The sequence below is a fragment of the Deinococcus radiophilus genome, assembly GCF_020889625.1.
GTDB lineage: Bacteria > Deinococcota > Deinococci > Deinococcales > Deinococcaceae > Deinococcus > Deinococcus radiophilus.
On the sequence record NZ_CP086380.1, the window covers coordinates 456795 to 470624 of the forward strand.

The window sequence follows — 13830 nt, forward strand, 5'->3', positions numbered from 1 at the left end:
CGTGAATGCGCCCTGGAATCAGGGCCACCAGCAGCTCAGGGCAGGAGCGTTCATGTGGCCGAGGATAGCAGAATCGCTGCCAGCGAACGAAGCAAGGAGCTGACGGGTAGGTTGAGGTATCTACCGCACACCGTGGTTAGGAATAGGTGGCGCACCGCTAAACTGCCCCATGTCTACCTCTAGACTTCGCCGCCTGAACCCGCCAGGCCTGCACCCGGTCAGCGCTTATCACCACGTTGCTGAGGTGCAGGGGGGACGCACCATTTACATTTCCGGTCAAATCGCGCTGGCCCCAGACGGTTCGCTGGTGGGTGAGGGAGATTTCATGGCCCAGGCCCGGCAGGTGTTTCGCAATCTGGAAGCAGCCCTGGCCGCTGTGGGTGCGGATTTTGGCGACGTGGTCAAGCTGACCCTCTTCTTTACCGACCGTACCGACCTCGCCGCGTTCCGTCAGGTGCGCGGGGAATTTATTCATCCTGAGCAGCTGCCCGCCATGAGCGCGGTGCAGGTGGCAGGGCTGGTGCAGGACGACCTGCTGCTGGAGCTGGAAGCGGTAGCGGTGGTGGCAGACTAGACCGGCTCCAGCTCCAGCACCTCACCCCCCGGCAGACGGTAGCCCCAGTGCCAGCGGTCGCTGCCGTGCCAGACCTTAGGTGTCGCCAGCTTGATGGCCTCTACCCGCGCTGCCAGCTCCAGCGCTTCCCAGCGACCCCAGAACATCAGCAGGTCGTCCTGCACGGTGCTAAGGGCGTGATACAGGATGAAACCGGTTGCTTCTGCGTCCGGCGCTGGCCCCAACAGCTCGGCCACATTCAGCTGGGACACGTGCCGCCCTTCGGCGTTCAACATGATGCGCCCCGCTCCCGGATCAGTCTGGCAGCTGACGCCGGGGAAAAAGTCGCTCAGGCGCTGGCTGATGGCTTCTAACCACTGGGGCTGGTTCATGGGGCTCCTTACGCTGAGGGCGGCGGGTGTGGGCCGCCCGCACGGCCATCCACCATTACCTCTCCATCATCTCCCTGTTCAGTCCCACTCCAGAATCACTTTGCCACTTTGTCCACTCAGCATCGCGTCGAAGCCTTTTTGGTAGTCGTCAATGGAGAAGCGGTGGGTGATCACCGGGGACAGGTCCAGACCGGATTGCACCAGCGCGGCCATCTTGTACCAGGTTTCGAACATCTCTCGCCCATAGATGCCTTTGATGGTCAGCATCCTGAAAATCACGTCGTTCCAGTTGATCTTTACTTCACCGCTGGGAATGCCCAGCAGGGCGATTTTTCCGCCATTGTTCATCACTTCCACCATTTGCGCGAACGCTGGACCGGAGCCGCTCATTTCCAGGCCCACATCGAAGCCCTCGGTCATGCCCAGTTCCTGTGCGGCAGTCCAAAGGTCTTCCTTGGCCACATTGACCGTGCGGGTGGCTCCCATCTTGGCGGCCAGTTCCAGGCGGTAGTCGTTGATGTCGGTGACGACCACGTTGCGTGCGCCCACATGCCGGGCAATCTTAGCGGCCATCACGCCGATCGGGCCAGCTCCGGTAATCAGCACGTCCTCACCGACCAGATCGAATTGCAGCGCAGTATGCACGGCGTTGCCGAATGGGTCGAAGATACTGGCGATGTCGTCGCTGATCTCGTCCGGCAGTTTAAAGGCGTTGAAGGCGGGAATCACCAGATACTCGGCAAATGAGCCCGGACGGTTGACGCCTACACCCTTGGTGTTGCGGCAGAGGTGGCGCCGTCCGGCGCGGCAATTGCGGCAGTGGCCGCAAGTGATGTGGCCCTCGCCACTCACGCGGTCCCCGATCTTGAAGCCCTGCACCTCGCTGCCCATGCCGACCACGGTGCCCATGTACTCGTGGCCGACGACCATCGGCACCGGAATGGTGTGCTGGGCCCACTCGTCCCATTTGTAGATGTGAACGTCAGTGCCACAGATGCTGGAGCGGCGGATTTTGATCAAAAGGTCATTGTGCCCCAGCTCTGGCGTGGGCGCGTCCACCATCCAGATGCCTTCACGCGCCTCGCTCTTGGCCAGGGCTTTCATCTGGGCGGGGTACTCGGCCGGCAGGCGGTCATGGTAGGACTCGGGAGTTGTATCAGGGGCGGAGGTCGGGCCTTGCGTCATGTCCCAAGTGTAAGGCGGCTGGCCTCCCTAGACTGAACCTTGGGTCAAGGTCGGTTAGGCCCGCTCTGCGTACGGCGGCGTTAAGCTGGAGACATGATCAAGTTCCAACAACGTGACCCCCAAGATCCCAGCAAGGAAGCCGAAGTGGTGCTGGACCTGATGCCGCTGCTGCTGTTCGGTGTGGGCTATGTGGCTGTCAAAGCGCTGCTGAACGCCTTCGACGTGTAAGCCGCGTGGAGGCGCTAAACAAGCTGTAAAGCCCGTATCAATGCTGCTTGCGTTACCCTGAAGGCATGACCAATCCCACCAACCCCAGCGCCCAGCAACAATACAAAAGCAGCCAGAGCGGCCGCTTCGTGGTCCCAGGCTGGATGAACCTGATTGAAGGAACGCCCGACGCCATCGAGATTCAGTTGGACCTGGACCAGAGTGACCTGAGCCGCAACCATGCCTGCATCCTGATTGAATACTGGGCAACGGGCAGCGATATCACCCTGCAAAGTGTGCTGCCTGTCCGTGCTTTTGGCGCCAACAAAGACGGCTGGTGCATGATGATCCCCGCTCAGGGCCGTGTGATGCTGCGTGCCATTGATACTGAGCCTTCACCGCCCCTGCTGGCCAGTCAGTGGATCAACATTGATGCCAAAACCCAGCCTGGCACCACCGTGCATGTAAAAATCGACTTTCCCGATCCCACCAAAGCCGCCGCGCAGAATCTGAACCTGAACAACTGATCGCCGTTGGTCGTAACTGCGAGGTGTTCGGAGAAGATTCCGGACGCCTTTTTCTGGTTCAGTGGGCCAGCCAGGGAGAGGTCAGTAAACCTGCTACCCCACGCCGAGCCGCAGCCAGTGCCTGTGGGATGCGCCAACTGTCCCGGTCACGTGGCCCCACCAGGTTGCTGATCCCGCGCATTTCCAGTGCTGGGATTCCGGCCAGGGCGGCGGCGTGGGCGACTCCGGCCCCTTCCATGCCTTCGGTCAGGGCATCTGGGAAGCGGCGAAGCAACGCGTCGGCGCGTTGAGCGGTGCCAGTGACCGTGTTCAGCGTAAGCATTGGTCCGCAAGTGGCCCCCAGTGTATGGGCCAGTTCGGCATAGCCGGGGGCTGCCGCGAAGATGCCGAAGTCGGCCGCACCGTCCCACTCGCTCACCCGCAGGCCCAGGGCGGCCAGGTCCAGAAAGTCGTCCCCCAATTCAGCGCCATAGTCAGCTTGAATCATGGCGCTGGACACGGCCAGGTCGCCGGGCTGCAGGCCAGATGGGGCAAAAGCCCCGGCGATGCCAGTACTGACCACCAAACGGGGGCGGTGTGTTGTACACGCCTGAGCCGTTGACAGTGCGGCGGCTACCGCGCCCACACCGCTGACCGTCATCTGGCAGCCCAGGTCAGCGAACACCTCGGCTTCACCAGGAGTGGCGACCACCAGGAGCACGTCCTGCGGATGGAGCAGCGCAGCACTCATTCACGCCTCCCAGGCCGCAAACTGCGCACCAAGTCCTGCATCTGGCGCAGGCGGGCCGGGTCGGGCTGTGGGCCATAGCGCTGCTCTCCGTACAGCCGCGCAAATTCGCGCAGCTCAGAGCGCAGGTGTGGATGGTCCTGCGCGGCCCGTTCGGTGTAAGTTCCAGCCGGTTCACCCAGGCCACGCGGCAGACCCAAGCAGCGAGTCAGGTCATCCAGGGCGCGGGCGGCAGGTTCACTGGGACGGCTGCGGCGCTGCCAGGCCCAGAGCATCGGCAGCAGCGCCAGTAGGCCCAGTCCACCAAAAGCCACCCAGTAGCGGCTGCCCCCCACCTCGCCAAAGCCCAGCCCGCCCAGCGCACCTGCCTGTGTCTGATCGTCGAAGTTCACCACCAGGTCATACCACTGGAGCTGGGCGTCATCATAGGCCCCAGTCAGCCTTGCCCAGAGCCCCTGGCGCGGTGCGGAGGCGGTGGCGTTGGGGTTGCGGAGGGCAGTTTGTGGGTCGGTCTGGGTCCGGGCCGGGGCCACCGCAGCGGTGGGGTCTACCCGCACCCAGCCCTGACCTTCCAGCCAGACTTCGTTCCAGACGTGCGCGAAGGACTGGCGCACCGTGACTGTCTGACTGCCCGCTGCCATTTCGCCGCCCTGATATCCGCCGACCAAACGGGTGGGCACCCCGGCGGCCCGCATCAGAAAGCCGAAAGCGCTGGCATAGTGCTCGCAAAACCCGGCCTGGGCGCTGAATAAAAAGGCGTCGGTGCGGTCTTGCTCGGGCAGCCTGGGAGGAGAGAGGGTATAGCTGAATCCGCCGCTGGCAAATAACTCCAGGGCCGCCTGCACCCGCTGCTCTGGGGCCAGGGTGCGCCAGCCTTCAGCCAGGGCGCGGGCGCGGGGGCTGCCGCCCTGGGCGGGCAGATTCAGATTAAAGTCCAGGCGCTCCTGACGTTCGTCTATCCCCACGCGGGAGGGCGCACTGGTCAGGGTGTAGCGTGTGGCGCGGCCACTGGGACGTGTGACCACTCCCAGCGCCGAAGTGACAAAGGTGCCTTCGGGCGGGGTTTGTACCGTTTCCAGCGCCAGCACCCAGGGCTGACCATTCGGCTCTTGCAGCAGTGAGTAGCGGCGGCTGGGGCCGGTCACTTCCACGCGGGGGAGCGGCACATCGGCGCGGACCACATTCCATTCCAGCCCATCAAAGGCCTCGTAGACCGGGCCACGCCAGTAGAGTTCGCTTTGGGGGGGCGGCGTGTCCTGGAAGGTGGCGCGCAGGGCCACGTCGGTGTTCTGAGCCAGTTCGCTGACATCTCCGGCGCGGACCGAGCTCCCCAACCCTGTCTGGGCCCCGCCCTGCTGTTGCAGTTGCCACAGCGGCTCCTCTGGGCGTGGGAAAAACAGAAAGAGTGCCAGCATCAGCGGCAACGAGAGAGCCGCCAGCGAGAGGCCCACCCGCCAGGCTGGGGGCGTAGCTTGCTGGGGCGTGCTGGGCGCACTTTCGGTCCGGCTGGGCAATGACCAGAGGTGCAACGCCCCGAGCAGCAGCACCGTACTGATCAGTGCATGCCCTGCTTGGGCGGGCGACATGGAGTGCAGGAAATGGGTCAGGGTGATAAAAAATCCCAGCAGAACAACCAGAATGCCGTCACGGGCGCTGCGACTTTCGGCAACCTTGAGTCCCAGCAGCAAGGTAAGCAGGCTGCTACCTGCCTCCAGCCCAATCAGGGTGCCGTAGGTCAGATACAGCCCGGCAATCGCGGCCACCGCCAGCAGTGCCAGGCCATTGACCAGCAGAGTGGGGGAGATGGGCGGTGTCGGGTGCGCGGCGCGCCAGTAGCTGTACCCCAGCAGTCCGGCGGTGAGCAGCGTGGCCCACACCGGGGTGCGGGTCACGCTGGGCAGCAGGACCCAGACCACGGCGGCCAGCGTCCAGGACCAGGCGTGCGGGAGCAGCTGCGCCTGCCAGACGGTCAATGACTGGCGGGTAGGCGTTTGTGGCAGCGCGGCAGGCTGAGGTACGACACGGGCCAGTGCGGTCAGCGCCCACTGGCGGTGGGACTCGCCCTGCCCCAGCGGCAATTCCTCACTGGGAAGCGTCAAGGAAAACGGCTGCCCCGCCGCACTGAGCTGCTGAACCCAGCCGGCCAGCCGGGAAGCGCGGGCTTCGGCGTCGCCGCTGAGACTGTCCCAGCGTAGTGCCGAGGCCAAGGCAGCAGGCGCGTCACTCTCGCGCACCAGCAGACCTCCGCCTGGTTGCCCCTCACGCCCTGCCGAGTGCCGCCACGAGATACGCCGGGGGGTGTCACCGGCCTGGTAGGGCCGCAGACCGCTGAATTCGGCGTCGCCACGCACCCGCCTGCCCGTGCCACTGTCTGCGCCCAGCTGCGCTTCCTGCGGCGGGGCTGGGGGATGGGCCTCCGGGCGGGGCCAGACCAGCAGCGGCCGACGTGGGTGCAGGGGCCGGATCACCCGCCACAATCCCAGCGGATCGTGCAGGCTAAGGGTGACTCTAGGGTGATGTTCGCCGCGGGCGGTCAGCGGCAGGTCCAGGGTCACCGTGTCCAGTTCGGTCTGGGCAGGCACGGTCCATACTCGCCCTCCGCCCTGTCCAGTCACTTCGGCGCGGAAAGGCAGTCCCGCCCCCTGGCGGCGCACCGCGATCTGGTAGGGCGCAGTTTCGCCCACGGTGCCGTGGGCGGGTGCGGCCAGCTGCGCCTCCACCTCCCGCGCCTGCCGGGCGGCGTAAGCGGCGCTGGTCACCCAGACCCCGGCCAGCAGAAAAGTCAGCGCGTAGCCCAGGCTGAGGTCGTAGTTCACGCAGCCCACCAAGCTGATCAGCACCGCCAGCAAGAAGCCCAGTCCAGTGCGGGTGGGGCGCAGCTGCCCGGCCGACGTATCCAGCGTGCGGATCAGGCGGAGAAGTCTGGGAGCATTCAGGGGGGCAGAGGTGGTCATTTCAGCAAGCCACTCAGGGAAGGGGCGTCTCCCGCAGCAGCTCGGTGATAATGTCCTCCACCGGGCGCGGGCCAGCCGGGGGCAGACGGTGGCGGGCCAGTGCCGGAAACACGGCCTGCACGTCTTCGGGCAGCACCATGGTGCGCTCTTGCAGGTAGGCCCAGGCTTTAGACGCGCCCAGCAGCGCCAGCAGGGCGCGGGGGCTGAGGCCCGCTTCCAGATCCGTGTGGTGCCGGGTGGCGGCGGCCAGCAGTTGCAGGTAATCCAGCAGTGGCGCAGACACGTAGATGCCGTCTACCTCCGCCTGGGCCTGGAGCAGCGTCGGTGCGTCCATCACGGCACTCAGGTCACGGACGCTCTGGCCCCGGCCTCCAGTCTCAAGCAGCTCACGCTCGGCGCGGGTGTCGGGGTAACCCAGCGTCACCGACATCAGGAAGCGGTCCAGTTGCGCCTCGGGCAGTGGCGACGTGCCCACGAACGCCGCCGGGTTCTGGGTGGCGATCACGAAAAAGGGATGCGGCAGCTCGCGGCTGACCCCGCCTTCGGACACTTGACGTTCTTCCATCGCTTCGAGCAGGGCGCCCTGGGTCTTGGGGGTGGCGCGGTTGATCTCGTCGGCCAGCAGCACCGAGGTAAAAATAGGGCCTTCGTGATAGCGGAACTCGCGCCGCTCGCTGTCCCAGATGCTGACCCCCAGCAGGTCGGCAGGCAACAGGTCGGACGTGAACTGCACCCGCCCGAAGCCCAGGCCCAGCGTGCGGGCCAATGCGCCTGCCAGCGTGGTCTTTCCGACGCCCGGCTGGTCTTCAATCAGGAGGTGACCGCGTGCCAGGAAGCAGGCCAGCGAGAGCCGCAGCTGCCCCGGCTTGCCCAGAATGACCCTGTCCAGCTGCTCCAGGCTGCGGTGCAGCGCCTGCATGGCCGGAGTAGGTTGGGTGGGCGTGGAGGTCAGCGTCATGCCCGCCATGTTAGCCGCCGGACTCTGGCAGATTTCTTGTGCTGGTGCTTAGGGAGTGCCGCCGCCGTGTGTCAGACCTCTATTCTGAGCCCATGAACTTTCAAGACGGCCAGTCCCTGACCCTGACCTTCTCTGCTGGTCCCGAGGAACACCACTTGCCGGGCCGCTTCGTGACCCTGCCTGAAGAGAGTGTGCAGAGCCGCCAGGGCATAGAGGTTGAGGACGTGGTGCTGGAATACGTGACCGATGAAGTGCCACATGGCTTGCGCGCCTTTGACGATGACAGCAAGCGCAAGCTGGACGAGCTGCGCCAGCGCTTCAAGATCATGACCCAGGCCAGTGTGGTGCCGTTCGAGCCGGGCGAATAAGTCTGGAGCAGCTTGCTCCCTTACCCAGCCGAAAAGCTCCCCGGTTAACCCTGGGGAGCTTTTTGCCTAGACTTCGGATGTTCGGTTGGCCCTCAGCGGTTTATCCGCCCACCACTTCGCCACCGTTGGGGTGCAGTACCTGGCCGGTGATGTAGCTGGAATCGTCCGATGCCAGGAACACGAAGCAGGTCGCCACTTCGGCCGGCTGGCCAGGGCGCTTCATGGGGGTTTCCTGACCGAACTCGGCCACTTTCTCCTTGGGGAAAGATGCCGGAATCAGGGGGGTCCAGATTGGGCCGGGGGCCACGCCGTTCACGCGGATGCCCTTCTCGGCCAGCTGCCCCGCCAGTGAGCGGGTCATACCCAGAATCGCGCCCTTGGTGCTGGCGTAGTCCACCAGTGTGGGGCTGCCCCGATAAGTCGTCACCGAGGTGGTATTCACGATGGTGTCGCCTGCCTTCAGGTGCGGCAGCGCGGCGCGGGCCAGATAAAAGTAACCGTAGATGTTGGTCTCAAAGGTCTTGTGCAGTTGCTCGTCGTCAATGTCGGTGAGGCTTTCTTGGGGGTACTGCACGGCGGCATTGTTGACCAGCACGTTCAGCCCGCCCAGTTCCTTGACCGTTTGCTCTACGGCGCCTTGACAAAAAGTAGCGTCGCGCACATCCCCGGCAATCTTGAGTGCCCGGCGGCCCTCGGCTTCAATCAGCTGCACGGTCTTGTCGGCGTCCTGGCTTTCTTGCTCGGTGTAGATCAAGGCCACGTCGGCGCCTTCACGGGCAAAGTGAACAGCCACCGCCCGCCCGATGCCAGAGTCGCCCCCTGAAATCAGCGCCACTTTGCCTCTGAGCTTATCGGCGCCTTTGTAGTCTTCCTTGATGTACACCGGCTGCGGGTCCATCTCAGCCTCCAGGCCGGGCTGCTGATCCTGCACCTGTCCAGGGACCTTTTCAGGGAAGTTCTGGGTTTTGTCCTCGCCTTTCGGTTGATTACTCATGCCCCCAGTGTTTCACTCATCACCAGGGCAGGCCCCCAGAAATTTCCTTTGTGAGGCCTTTCTCAAGAATCACTGCACGTTTGCTGAAAGCGGCGCGACATAGACATGCACCGTTGGATACTCGCCGCGCCACAGCCAGTGACCCTGGTAGGTGGCGCGGCGCTGCCACCCCAGGCGTTCGTACAGGGCGATGGCCCGCTGCGATTCGGCGTATACGTCCAGTGCCGGAACCAGGCCACTTTCCTGCGCCGTGGTGACAGCCTGGGACAGCAGAGCCCGCGCTGCACCTTGCCCTGCCGCGTCCGGGTGAACGAACAGGCGTGAGACCAGGGCCAGCGTCTCGGTGGGATGCCCGGTCAGGTCGTGCCAGCTGCGCCCGGGGCTGTCCTGGGGACGGCGCAGCAGGGCCTGACCCACCACAGCGCCGTCCAGTTCAGCGACCCAGGCATCACCGCCGGGCGGAGCAATAAAAGCCGCCGGCTCCTGCGGCCAACTTGCGGGGTAGCCGCTTTGCTGATGAACGGCCAGCAGCACCTCTTCCAGTGCGGGCAGATCAGCCGGGCGGCGCTCACGGACGGTGACGGTTGGGGTGGGCAGGGTCATGCTGTTTAGGCTACGGCAAGGGCGCTAGCATGGCCCCATGAGCCGCCGGGGAACCAATATCGCCGCTGCCCTGCTGGGGCTGATCGTGCTGCTGCTGCTGGCGGTAGGAGCCATGAGCCAGCGCCTGGACCACCTGCTGCGCGAGAATCCGGCCGTGGCGGAGTGCCTGCAAGCAGGTGGCAGCGCCGAAGAGTGCCGTGAAGCAGCCCGGGAAAAGCCGTAAACGCTCAGCTCAGCACACTGAAATGCACCACGCCGACCTGAGCATCCTCCGGCAGATTGGGATAGTGAAAGAGCGCAGCCGAGCCAACAGTTCAGCACGGTCGGCAAAGCCGTCAGCCTGGGCTTGTGCCTCAGTCAGTGCAGCCAGAGGGAAGGGCTCTACCTGAGTGATCTGGGCGGCCAGCGGCTGTGGGTCATCGCCAAAATACAGCTCTACTGGGCCAGGCTGGGACGGTTCTTGCCAGCGGATGATGGTGCGCTTCTCGCCCGGCTGCACTGCCGCCCGGTCATCCGGGTGAAAGTGCAGGGTCTGAGCAGGCTCCACCGAAACGCTCAGTCGTCTACCCGGCACACGAAGATCTTCAGCGAGCGGGCCGTCAGGTTGGTGTCCTGATCGGCTTCCACTTCTTCCTTGACATCGGTGCGGTCCTGGGCCGTATCCAGCGCCAGTGACCAGTGGCTACACGGCAGCGCCACGCCCTGTTCACGCAGGCTGGGCAGATTGAACGGCAAGTCCACGTGCGAGGCGTTGATCAGGACCAGCAGGTGGTCCTGCGGTTCGCCTTCCTCCTCACCGCCGTGCAGAAACAGGCCCACACTCTTGGTCTGTGGGTTCTGCCAGTCGGCGTCGTTCATCTCCTGGCCATCGAAACGCAGCCACAGGATGTGCGGGAAGTCGCCTTCTTCACGCCGCCCACTAAAGAACCGCTCACGCCGGAACGATGGATGCTGCTGGCGCAGTTCGATCAGGCGGCGGGTAAAGGCCAGCAGGTCCTCGTCCACGTTTTCCCAGTCGTACCAGTTCAGCTCGTTGTCCTGGGCATAGGTGTTGTTGTTGCCGCCCTTGGTGCGCCCGCGCTCGTCGCCGCCCAGCAGCATCGGCACGCCCTGCGAGATCAGCAGGGTCGCCAGCAGGTTGCGTTGCTGCTTGCGGCGCTGCGCCAGGATTTCGGCGTCGTCCGTCTCGCCCTCGGCGCCCATGTTCCACGACAGGTTGTTGCCGTGCCCGTCGCGGTTCTCTTCACCGTTGGCCTCGTTGTGCTTGTCGTTGTAGCTGACCAGATCGCGCAGCGTAAAGCCGTCGTGCGCGGTAATAAAGTTGACTCCGGCCTGCGGGTGGCGGTGCCCGGCACTGTAGATGTCGCTGCTACCGGTCAGGCGGTAGCCCATCTCGGACATCAGGCCCTCGTCGCCCTTCCAGAAACCGCGTACGGTATCGCGGTACTGATCGTTCCACTCGGCCCAGGGCGGCGGAAAGTTGCCCACCTGATAGCCGCCCAGGCCCACGTCCCAGGGCTCCGCAATCAGCTTCAGGCGGCTGAGTACGGGATCGGCCTGCACAGCGGCCAGAAAGTTGGAGTTGCGGTCAAAGCCCAGCTCACCGCGGGCCAGGGTGGTCGCCAAATCAAAGCGGAAGCCGTCCACCCCCAGCGCGGCCCAGTGGCGCATGGAATCCACGACCATCTGCACGGTGCGGCGGTGGGTCATACGCACACTGTTGCCGGTGCCGGTAAAGTCGAAATACTCGCCCAGGTCGTCTTGGCTCAGCCAGTAATAGGTCGAGTTGGCCAGGCCGCGCCAGCTGAGCAGCGGCCCGCCCTTACCCCCCTCGGCGGTGTGGTTGTACACTACGTCTAGGATGACTTCCAGGCCCGCTTCATGCAGCTTGGTCACCATGTCGCGGAACTCGGCTTCGGTGTCCTGGGGTCGGCCGGCGCGGGCGGCGGCGCTGTAACGCGGCTCCGGGGCAAAGTAGCTCAGGGTGGAGTAGCCCCAGTAGTTGTGCAGCCCTTTGTTGCGCAAAAAGGGATCGTCCACGTGGGCGTGGACCGGCAGCAGTTCAACCGCCGTAATTCCCAGGTCCTTCAGGTACGCAATCACCGGCTCACAGGCCAGCCCGGCGTAGGTGCCGCGCAGTTCCCCAGGCACATCCGGGTGGGTCATGGTCAGGCCACGCACGTGGGTTTCGTAAATCACGGTGTGGTTCCAGGGCACCTGCGGCTTGTCGTTCAGCGTAACTTCTGCTGACGTATCCAGCACCAGGCCCCAGGGGGCATGCAGGGAAGCGACGTGACCTTCCTCATTCAGCACCGGCTCCTCAGGACCGCTGAGGGCGCGGGCATAGGGGTCCAGCAGCCGCACTTCCGGCTGGGCGTATACGCCCTGATCCGGGTCGTGATGGCCATGAACGCGGTAGCCGTAGCCCTGACCCACGCCGCTGCTCAGCGGGTGATCGTCGGGGAGCCAGCCGTGCCAGACATCGCCAGTGCGTTCGGGGAGGTCGATGCAGCGTTCGCCGCCTGGGGTCAGCAGGCACAGTTCCAGCCGGGTCGCTTCGGGAGCGTAGACCGCAAAATTGGTGCCGCCTTCCTCGCGGGTCGCGCCCAGAGGCTGCGGCTGACCGCTTTGAAGGGTGGAGGGCTGCTGATCGGTGAGGGCAGAAGTGTCAGTCATAAGAAATACCTGTCAGGAGAGGCGGTGGACCGGCTGGCAGACCGTCAGGGCGACTGGGACAGCGGGACAACCATCCGGAGAGGACTGCTCTGGATTTTGTAAGAGGGTGCTGCTTGCAGCAACTGGGCACCATCTAAAACACCCCACCTTAACCGACCCGCTAGGGGCCGAGGTGAAGTGGAATTTACACTTTTTAGAGGAGTGACTAGAAGTCCAGCCGCCCGCCTCGTCCCCGGCCCACTTGCAGCGCGGCCAGTCGCTCGGGGGTCCACAGTTCGTACTCGTACATTGGATACTGGCGCTTGAACCGTCCGATCTTGTCCCAGACCTCGCGCGACTCGCGCGGTACCACCAGAATCAGGCGAATCACGGTGTCTTCGGCGTCGTAGATATAAAAGTCGAACTGCAGAGTCTGCTCGTGGCCCCGGTCGGTAAAGATAGGAAAGGGAAAGGCCCGGTAGCGCCAGTGCTTGCCCTTCTCGCTGAGAATCTGCGCGGCGGCGCGGCGCAACTTGGAGTCGGGAAAGGTGTGTTTCTGGCCGTCGCGGTCACGGAACGCAGTGGTTTCGGACGGCGCTTCGAGCTGCACTTGCCTCAGCTGGGGCAGCCGCTTTTGGGGGCTGTCTGCTTTGGCGACCTTGGGCGGAGCCTTGCGCTGCGTACCACGCTGGAACGTTTCGCCTGCTTGAAGGCGTTCGGTGCTGCCACGGGCTTCGCTGCTCACGGGTGGCAGGCTGTCGCGGGTCAGGCCACCCCGGCCTTTGGCGCGGCTGCCGGTGGCCCCTTTGCCCCGGCTGTAGCGCCCGCCCTGTTTTTTGGATCGGCTGCTGTTGGTCATGGGTTCAGTGTAGGGGTAAGAGGGCGGCCCAAGGGCAAGCGGCGTCAGGAGGATACGTTCAGCCTATGGTTATTTCCAGCAGCTAGATTAAAGGCGGGAGGCCCCTACGATGCTCAATGCTCTGCTGCTGATCCCCGCACTGTTCTCTGCTGTCACCGCTCTGATCTGGCTGGTGCAGCTGCCCTACCCCCTGGCCTGGGGAGCTTTTGTCTTCTGCTCGTTGCTTGCCTGGACGGGGGGGCAGCGCCACAGCCTGCCCCTACTGACGGTGGCCTGGCTGGGCTTCTTGCTGCTCAGCGGCGTCATGGCTGGTTACGCTGCCGACGAGCTGAACCGGACCGGTCCGGGTGGTGAAATCCTCAGCCTGGGCTTGGGTCTGGGGTTGCTGCTGGCGCTGACCCTGCGGTCTCCCGCCACGCCTCACCGCGCCTAGCCAGCGGCCTTCTGCGTACACTTCTTCCCATGAGTGCCGAGCAGAACATAGACATCATCCGTATGGCGCAGCGGCTGGAACGCCGCTTGGCTGATCTGGGCGCGCTGGGCCGGGGCCTGGGTGAATATGCCCGCAGCCTGCGTGGGACTCTACCGGATGATGTTCTGCACGACATCATGAAAATCAACCGGGTCCGCAACGATCTGGTTCACCGCAACATTGACCTGCCGCTGAGCAAGGGGGACCGTGCCAATCTTCAGGCCAGTTATGAGCGGGTGATGGACCACCTAGGCAAAGGCGACCTGGAACCGCGCCGCAGCCCCCGCTTGAATGTCTGGGCGGTGGCTGCGGCGGTGGGGGTGGTAACGCTCCTTGCCTGGCTGGCGGTGACGCAGGGGCCGATGTAGGTGCCTTC

Annotated in this window: 17 protein-coding genes; 7 read left to right on the plus strand and 10 right to left on the minus strand. The window is 64.5% G+C overall.

The annotated features are described in order from the left end of the window. Positions 1-169: 169 nt before the first annotated feature. Positions 170-574 carry a RidA family protein gene (locus LMT64_RS02440; protein ID WP_126351297.1) on the plus strand — a complete coding sequence of 135 codons (405 nt, stop codon included), beginning with the start codon at positions 170-172 and terminating at the stop codon, positions 572-574. On the opposite strand, the gene LMT64_RS02445 is transcribed toward LMT64_RS02440, so the two are convergent. Both LMT64_RS02445 and tdh read right to left on the minus strand, forming a co-directional pair. Then, positions 571-945, minus strand: coding sequence for a hypothetical protein (locus LMT64_RS02445; protein WP_126351296.1), 375 nt, complete (start codon positions 943-945; stop codon positions 571-573). The two genes, LMT64_RS02440 and LMT64_RS02445, sit on opposite strands and share 4 nt — an antisense overlap. A 78-nt stretch (positions 946-1023) precedes the next feature. Further along, on the minus strand, positions 1024-2049 hold the full coding sequence (tdh, locus tag LMT64_RS02450; RefSeq protein ID WP_126351404.1) for an L-threonine 3-dehydrogenase: 1026 nt from the start codon (positions 2047-2049) through the stop codon (positions 1024-1026). 174 nt (positions 2050-2223) lie between these two features. Here tdh and LMT64_RS14165 point away from each other — a divergent pair, with 174 nt between their 5' ends. Further along, on the plus strand, positions 2224-2358 hold the full coding sequence (locus LMT64_RS14165; RefSeq protein ID WP_267869771.1) for a hypothetical protein: 135 nt from the start codon (positions 2224-2226) through the stop codon (positions 2356-2358). Between the two features lie 65 nt (positions 2359-2423). Then, on the plus strand, positions 2424-2864 hold the full coding sequence (locus tag LMT64_RS02455; protein WP_126351295.1) for a uracil-DNA glycosylase: 441 nt from the start codon (positions 2424-2426) through the stop codon (positions 2862-2864). Positions 2865-2922: 58 nt separating this feature from the next. Here LMT64_RS02455 and mqnB read toward each other — a convergent pair whose 3' ends face one another. The 3 genes from mqnB to LMT64_RS02470 are packed head-to-tail and all read right to left on the minus strand — an operon-like array spanning position 2923 to position 7512. Continuing rightward, positions 2923-3594, minus strand: a complete 672-nt coding sequence (gene mqnB, locus LMT64_RS02460) for a futalosine hydrolase (RefSeq protein WP_126351294.1) — start codon at positions 3592-3594, stop codon at positions 2923-2925. Then, entirely contained in the window at positions 3591-6545 is a 2955-nt protein-coding gene (locus LMT64_RS02465) for a transglutaminaseTgpA domain-containing protein (protein WP_126351293.1), read from the minus strand. Before LMT64_RS02465 ends, mqnB begins: the two co-directional genes overlap by 4 nt. A 13-nt stretch (positions 6546-6558) precedes the next feature. Then, the gene (locus LMT64_RS02470; RefSeq protein ID WP_126351292.1) at positions 6559-7512 is read right to left on the minus strand and encodes an AAA family ATPase; all 954 of its coding nucleotides are present in this window, start codon (positions 7510-7512) and stop codon (positions 6559-6561) included. An 83-nt stretch (positions 7513-7595) separates the two neighbouring features. On the opposite strand from LMT64_RS02470, the gene LMT64_RS02475 reads away from it, so the two are divergent. Beyond that, positions 7596-7871: a hypothetical protein gene (locus tag LMT64_RS02475; RefSeq protein WP_126351291.1), complete on the plus strand. Its 276-nt coding sequence runs from the start codon at positions 7596-7598 to the stop codon at positions 7869-7871. Between the two features lie 100 nt (positions 7872-7971). On the opposite strand, the gene LMT64_RS02480 is transcribed toward LMT64_RS02475, so the two are convergent. Further along, positions 7972-8865 carry an SDR family oxidoreductase gene (locus tag LMT64_RS02480; protein ID WP_126351290.1) on the minus strand — a complete coding sequence of 298 codons (894 nt, stop codon included), beginning with the start codon at positions 8863-8865 and terminating at the stop codon, positions 7972-7974. A 69-nt stretch (positions 8866-8934) separates the two neighbouring features. After that, positions 8935-9468 carry a GNAT family N-acetyltransferase gene (locus LMT64_RS02485; RefSeq protein ID WP_126351289.1) on the minus strand — a complete coding sequence of 178 codons (534 nt, stop codon included), beginning with the start codon at positions 9466-9468 and terminating at the stop codon, positions 8935-8937. A gap of 37 nt (positions 9469-9505) precedes the next feature. Between LMT64_RS02485 and LMT64_RS02490 the strand changes: the two genes are divergently transcribed. Further along, entirely contained in the window at positions 9506-9691 is a 186-nt protein-coding gene (locus tag LMT64_RS02490) for a hypothetical protein (protein ID WP_126351288.1), read from the plus strand. A 9-nt stretch (positions 9692-9700) separates the two neighbouring features. Here LMT64_RS02490 and LMT64_RS02495 read toward each other — a convergent pair whose 3' ends face one another. The 3 genes from LMT64_RS02495 to LMT64_RS02505 all read right to left on the minus strand — a co-directional run bounded on the left by LMT64_RS02495 (position 9701) and on the right by LMT64_RS02505 (position 12982). Further along, positions 9701-10015, minus strand: coding sequence for an ASCH domain-containing protein (locus LMT64_RS02495; RefSeq protein WP_229253317.1), 315 nt, complete (start codon positions 10013-10015; stop codon positions 9701-9703). A gap of 8 nt (positions 10016-10023) precedes the next feature. Then, on the minus strand, positions 10024-12144 hold the full coding sequence (glgX, locus tag LMT64_RS02500) for a glycogen debranching protein GlgX (RefSeq protein ID WP_126351286.1): 2121 nt from the start codon (positions 12142-12144) through the stop codon (positions 10024-10026). A gap of 205 nt (positions 12145-12349) precedes the next feature. Next, the gene (locus LMT64_RS02505; RefSeq protein ID WP_126351285.1) at positions 12350-12982 is read right to left on the minus strand and encodes a hypothetical protein; all 633 of its coding nucleotides are present in this window, start codon (positions 12980-12982) and stop codon (positions 12350-12352) included. Between the two features lie 109 nt (positions 12983-13091). Here LMT64_RS02505 and LMT64_RS02510 point away from each other — a divergent pair, with 109 nt between their 5' ends. Together LMT64_RS02510 and LMT64_RS02515 are read left to right on the plus strand one after the other, a co-directional pair. Beyond that, positions 13092-13415 carry a hypothetical protein gene (locus LMT64_RS02510; RefSeq protein ID WP_126351284.1) on the plus strand — a complete coding sequence of 108 codons (324 nt, stop codon included), beginning with the start codon at positions 13092-13094 and terminating at the stop codon, positions 13413-13415. Positions 13416-13444: 29 nt separating this feature from the next. Further along, entirely contained in the window at positions 13445-13822 is a 378-nt protein-coding gene (locus tag LMT64_RS02515) for a hypothetical protein (RefSeq protein WP_126351283.1), read from the plus strand. The last annotated feature ends 8 nt before the right edge of the window (positions 13823-13830 follow it).

What these genes read in the sequence shown, in the direction of transcription:
- LMT64_RS02515 (WP_126351283.1), top strand. Translation starts at nt 13,445, where the DNA reads ATGAGTGCCGAGCAGAACATAGACATCATCCGTATGGCGCAGCGGCTG.
- LMT64_RS02455 (WP_126351295.1), top strand. Translation starts at nt 2,424, where the DNA reads ATGACCAATCCCACCAACCCCAGCGCCCAGCAACAATACAAAAGCAGC.
- LMT64_RS02470 (WP_126351292.1), bottom strand. Translation starts at nt 7,512, where the DNA reads ATGGCGGGCATGACGCTGACCTCCACGCCCACCCAACCTACTCCGGCC.
- tdh (WP_126351404.1), bottom strand. Translation starts at nt 2,049, where the DNA reads ATGAAAGCCCTGGCCAAGAGCGAGGCGCGTGAAGGCATCTGGATGGTG.
- LMT64_RS02445 (WP_126351296.1), bottom strand. Translation starts at nt 945, where the DNA reads ATGAACCAGCCCCAGTGGTTAGAAGCCATCAGCCAGCGCCTGAGCGAC.
- mqnB (WP_126351294.1), bottom strand. Translation starts at nt 3,594, where the DNA reads ATGAGTGCTGCGCTGCTCCATCCGCAGGACGTGCTCCTGGTGGTCGCC.
- LMT64_RS02505 (WP_126351285.1), bottom strand. Translation starts at nt 12,982, where the DNA reads ATGACCAACAGCAGCCGATCCAAAAAACAGGGCGGGCGCTACAGCCGG.
- LMT64_RS02440 (WP_126351297.1), top strand. Translation starts at nt 170, where the DNA reads ATGTCTACCTCTAGACTTCGCCGCCTGAACCCGCCAGGCCTGCACCCG.
- LMT64_RS02485 (WP_126351289.1), bottom strand. Translation starts at nt 9,468, where the DNA reads ATGACCCTGCCCACCCCAACCGTCACCGTCCGTGAGCGCCGCCCGGCT.
- LMT64_RS02465 (WP_126351293.1), bottom strand. Translation starts at nt 6,545, where the DNA reads ATGACCACCTCTGCCCCCCTGAATGCTCCCAGACTTCTCCGCCTGATC.
- glgX (WP_126351286.1), bottom strand. Translation starts at nt 12,144, where the DNA reads ATGACTGACACTTCTGCCCTCACCGATCAGCAGCCCTCCACCCTTCAA.
- LMT64_RS02480 (WP_126351290.1), bottom strand. Translation starts at nt 8,865, where the DNA reads ATGAGTAATCAACCGAAAGGCGAGGACAAAACCCAGAACTTCCCTGAA.
- LMT64_RS14165 (WP_267869771.1), top strand. Translation starts at nt 2,224, where the DNA reads ATGATCAAGTTCCAACAACGTGACCCCCAAGATCCCAGCAAGGAAGCC.
- LMT64_RS02510 (WP_126351284.1), top strand. Translation starts at nt 13,092, where the DNA reads ATGCTCAATGCTCTGCTGCTGATCCCCGCACTGTTCTCTGCTGTCACC.
- LMT64_RS02475 (WP_126351291.1), top strand. Translation starts at nt 7,596, where the DNA reads ATGAACTTTCAAGACGGCCAGTCCCTGACCCTGACCTTCTCTGCTGGT.
- LMT64_RS02490 (WP_126351288.1), top strand. Translation starts at nt 9,506, where the DNA reads ATGAGCCGCCGGGGAACCAATATCGCCGCTGCCCTGCTGGGGCTGATC.